The organism is Blautia sp. ZXY-1-C6 (genome assembly GCF_056339875.1).
On the sequence record NZ_JBWJVQ010000030.1, the window covers coordinates 1 to 4,095 of the forward strand.

At 42.7% G+C, this 4,095-nt stretch carries 4 protein-coding genes and 1 tRNA gene; all 5 read left to right on the forward strand.

Going from position 1 to position 4,095, the window contains the following annotated elements; translation table 11 throughout:
• A partial coding sequence (locus AC075J_RS01465) for a leucine-rich repeat domain-containing protein (protein WP_476389881.1) occupies window positions 1–752 on the forward strand: 752 nt, incomplete at its 5' end.
• A 63-nt stretch (window positions 753–815) separates the two neighbouring features.
• Window positions 816–898: transfer RNA gene (locus tag AC075J_RS01470), tRNA-Leu, on the forward strand.
• A 172-nt stretch (window positions 899–1,070) separates the two neighbouring features.
• Window positions 1,071–3,026 (forward strand): ATP-dependent zinc metalloprotease FtsH, encoded by a 1,956-nt coding sequence (gene ftsH, locus AC075J_RS01475; protein WP_022381485.1) that lies wholly within the window; start codon window positions 1,071–1,073, stop codon window positions 3,024–3,026.
• Between the two features lie 214 nt (window positions 3,027–3,240).
• A complete protein-coding gene (locus AC075J_RS01480; protein ID WP_008704734.1) occupies window positions 3,241–3,588 on the forward strand; it encodes an anti-sigma factor in 348 nt (115 codons plus the stop codon).
• Between the two features lie 17 nt (window positions 3,589–3,605).
• Window positions 3,606–4,095 (forward strand): PIN domain-containing protein (locus AC075J_RS01485; RefSeq protein ID WP_476389882.1); only part of this gene is annotated, 490 nt, incomplete at its 3' end.

The window sequence follows — 4,095 nt, forward strand, 5'->3', positions numbered from 1 at the left end:
TCAAACCGCAGGAAAGCGATATTCACAGGAAATGGGAAATCGGTTCTGCAAAGGGTATTTATACAAAGGTGGAACGTGCATACAATATATATGTCTTTTTCCAGAGAGAAGAATATACAGGAGGTATATGGGAGAAAAACGATATTGTACAACCTGTGAGATATCAGTTCAATGCAGCTCCGTTAACTGAACAGGGTGGAAGCTATAAGTACCTGATAGGTGGAATTGGCTATAAGATTTTGAATGAAAGAGAAGTAAGCGTTACAGGTCTTGCTGCGGAATATAATGTGATACAGATTCCGGCTACAGTTGTGATCAATGATAAAGTTTATAAAGTAACTACAATTGACAAGAATGCCTTCAGCGGGAACAAAGAAATTACAGATGTTATTTTTGGAAATAATGTAACAACGATTGGAAAATATGCGTTCAGCCAGTGCCCGAATCTGCGGAACATAAGATTTGGTAGCAGAGTAAAAAGAATTGGCAGCAACGCATTTGCACAGTGTACAAAACTGCGAAATTTCATACTTCCTGCCAGTGTCAGACATATAGATGCCAGAGCTTTTTACCAGTGCCCGGCAGTCAAAGTGATCAGGATCAACAGTACAGCACTGAACTATGTTGGAAAAAAAGCTTTTGCGGTCAACAAAACCGTAACTATCAGACTTCCTGAGAAGCTGTTTGCCAGATATCAGAAACTGATCAAGGCAAGCAATGTGTATTCTAAAACGAGGTTTGTGAAATATTAAAAAAAACTCAAAAATGCCCTTGCCATTTCGACAAAAACGTGATATGATAATACTCGTTTCAATGCCGGCATGTCGGAATGGCAGACGAGGCAGACTCAAAATCTGTTGTGGGCAACCACGTGTGGGTTCAAGTCCCACTGCCGGCACTAAAAAGTAAGCGAAGCCTTTGTTTGTGAAGGTTTTCGCTTTTTTTTTATTTGCCGTATTGAACAGTTCAGATAATTCTAAAATCTTTATGAAATTTATCTCGCTTTTCTTGAAAAAGAGATGAATAAGTGATATGGTACATCATAACAAAACGAAATGGAGGAAAAGCCAATGAACCTTGATAATAAAAAGCCTGGCAGAAAACCGCTTTATGTATATTATATCATTGCGGCAGTTATTATCATTCTTCTGAATGTGCTGTTACTTCCTGCAATTGAGGGACGAAAGGTACAGACGACTGATTACAGTACTTTCCTGACAGGAGTAGAGAAGGATTACGTTAAGACAGTAGAAATTCAGGATGATTATATTTATTATGTAGCAGAGAGTGACGGACAGGAGGGTTATTTCAGAACTGTCAAGATGAATGATCCTGACCTTGTAGACCGTTTGCATGATGCAAATGTCAAGTTCGGTGCAGCAGCACCACAGCAGACATCTATCTGGATCAGCCTGATCGCAGGATATGTACTGCCGATTGCCATCTTTATCCTTCTTGGAAGGTGGCTCAGCAAGAAGATGATGAGTTCCATGGGCGGAGGTCCCGGTGGGGCAATGTCATTTGGAAAGAGTAATGCGAAAGTATATGTGAAATCATCTACGGGAATCAAATTCTCAGATGTAGCGGGAGAGGACGAAGCCAAGGATCTTCTGACAGAGATCGTAGATTATCTTCATAACCCGCAGAAATACAGAGAAATCGGTGCATCTATGCCGAAAGGAGCCCTTCTTGTAGGCCCTCCGGGTACAGGTAAAACACTTCTTGCAAAAGCGGTAGCCGGTGAAGCGGAAGTTCCGTTCTTCTCCATTTCCGGTTCTGAATTCGTGGAAATGTTTGTTGGTATGGGCGCTGCCAAGGTGCGTGATCTTTTCAAACAGGCGAATGAGAAAGCTCCATGTATTGTATTTATCGATGAGATCGACACAATTGGCAAGAAACGTGATGGTGCCGGATTTACAGGCGGCAATGATGAGCGCGAGCAGACTCTGAACCAGCTGCTTACAGAGATGGATGGTTTTGACGGCTCCAAAGGTGTTGTGATCCTTGCGGCAACCAACAGACCGGATTCCCTTGATCCCGCACTTCTTCGTCCCGGACGTTTTGACAGACGTATTCCTGTTGAACTTCCGGATTTAAAAGGACGTGAGGAAATCCTTAAAGTCCATGCAAAGAAGATTAAGATCGCAGATTCCGTACGTTTTGATGAGATTGCGAAAGCTGCAGCCGGAGCTTCCGGTGCAGAACTTGCAAATATTGTCAATGAAGCAGCACTTCGTGCAGTACGTGACGGCAGAAAATTTGCCACCCAGGCAGATTTTGAGGAGAGTATCGAGGTAGTTATCGCAGGATATCAGAAGAAGAACAGAGTTCTTTCCAATAAAGAAAAACTGATAGTTGCTTATCATGAAATCGGACATGCGCTGGTTGCAGCAAAGCAGACCGAATCTGCACCGGTCCACAAGATCACTATTATTCCGCGTACATCAGGAGCACTCGGATATACCATGCAGGTGGATGACGGAGATCATTATCTGATGACAAAGGAAGAGCTTGCAAATAAGATAGCGACCTTTACAGGCGGTCGTGCCGCTGAGGAACTGATCTTCCACTCTATTACAACCGGAGCATCCAATGATATCGAACAGGCGACTAAGCTTGCAAGAGCAATGATCTCCAGATATGGTATGAGTGAAGACTTCGATATGGTTGCCATGGAGAATGTGACAAATCAGTATCTGGGCGGAGACTCCAGCTTAAGCTGTTCTTTTGAGACACAGACTCTTCTGGATAAGAAAGTTGTGGAACTTGTCAGGATGGAACACCAGAAAGCACTGAAAATCCTTCAGGACAATATTGGAAAGCTCCATGAACTTGCAAAATATCTGTATGAACATGAGACAATTACAGGTGAGGAATTTATGAAAATCCTGAATGCACCTGTACAGGTTCCCACTGCAGTGGCGGAATCTGAAAGTAATACAAAGTCTGAGAACAATGCAGAATCCGAAAACAGTACAGAAGCTGACGCAGATACATCTTCCGGGAAAGTAAATCTGCAGAAGTGATATTTTTTCGAGATATACAAGTCAAAAGTCCATTGTCGCAGGCAATCCGGAAAATTGGCTATATCACTGAAAACTGAGTGAACAGCAATGAAAGCAGCAGAGGCGATTTGAGCTTCTGCTGCTTTTTCTTGCCAATTAACTCCGGTTCGGTTATAATTCGTAATAGTGAACGCAGCATCCTGGATGTTTTTTTGGAAGAAAGAAGGGAATGAAGATGGATTGCCAAACTGCAGAAGGAATGGTGAGCAGGTATATTAAACATGATCTTCCGTTAAATGAACTGGAAGAGTTTCTTGATCATGTACAGAATTGTTCTTCCTGTTATGATGAACTGGAGACATATTTTATTGTCCATGAGGTAACACATCAGCTTGATGATGACAGCAGCGATTCGGTTCTGGATTTCAAAAAACTGCTGGAACAGGACATCCGGAAATCCAGAAGATATATCCGCAAGAAGAAAGTCAGCTGGCTTATGTTTGGCGTGAGTATATGCCTTCTGATCGCTACGATTGCGGCAATACTGATTTTTGTAATGATGGAGACAAATTACATTCTATAAAGACACTGGAGGATTTTATGAGCGAAAAAATATTACTGATTGACGGACACAGTATTCTGAACAGAGCTTTTTATGGTCTGCCGGATCTTACAAATTCAGAAGGAAAACACACAGGGGCAGTATATGGTTTCCTGAATATCCTTTTTCGGACGATCGAGGAAGAGAAGCCTCAGTATCTGACGGTGGCATTTGACCTGAAGGCACCGACTTTCCGCCATAAGATGTTTGAAGCATACAAGGGAACACGTAAACCCATGCCTGAAGAACTGAGAGAGCAGGTACCGCTGATTAAAGAAATGCTTACTGCAATGGGTGTGAATGTTGTGACAAAAGAAGGCTACGAAGCGGATGATATACTGGGAACTCTGGCCAGAAAAAGCGAAGCGGCAGGAATGGATGCGACAATCCTTTCCGGTGACAGAGATCTGCTTCAGCTTGCGACAGATAAGGTTATGATCCGTTTGCCAAAGACTGTAAGGGGCAAGACCACCATAGAGGATTATCATG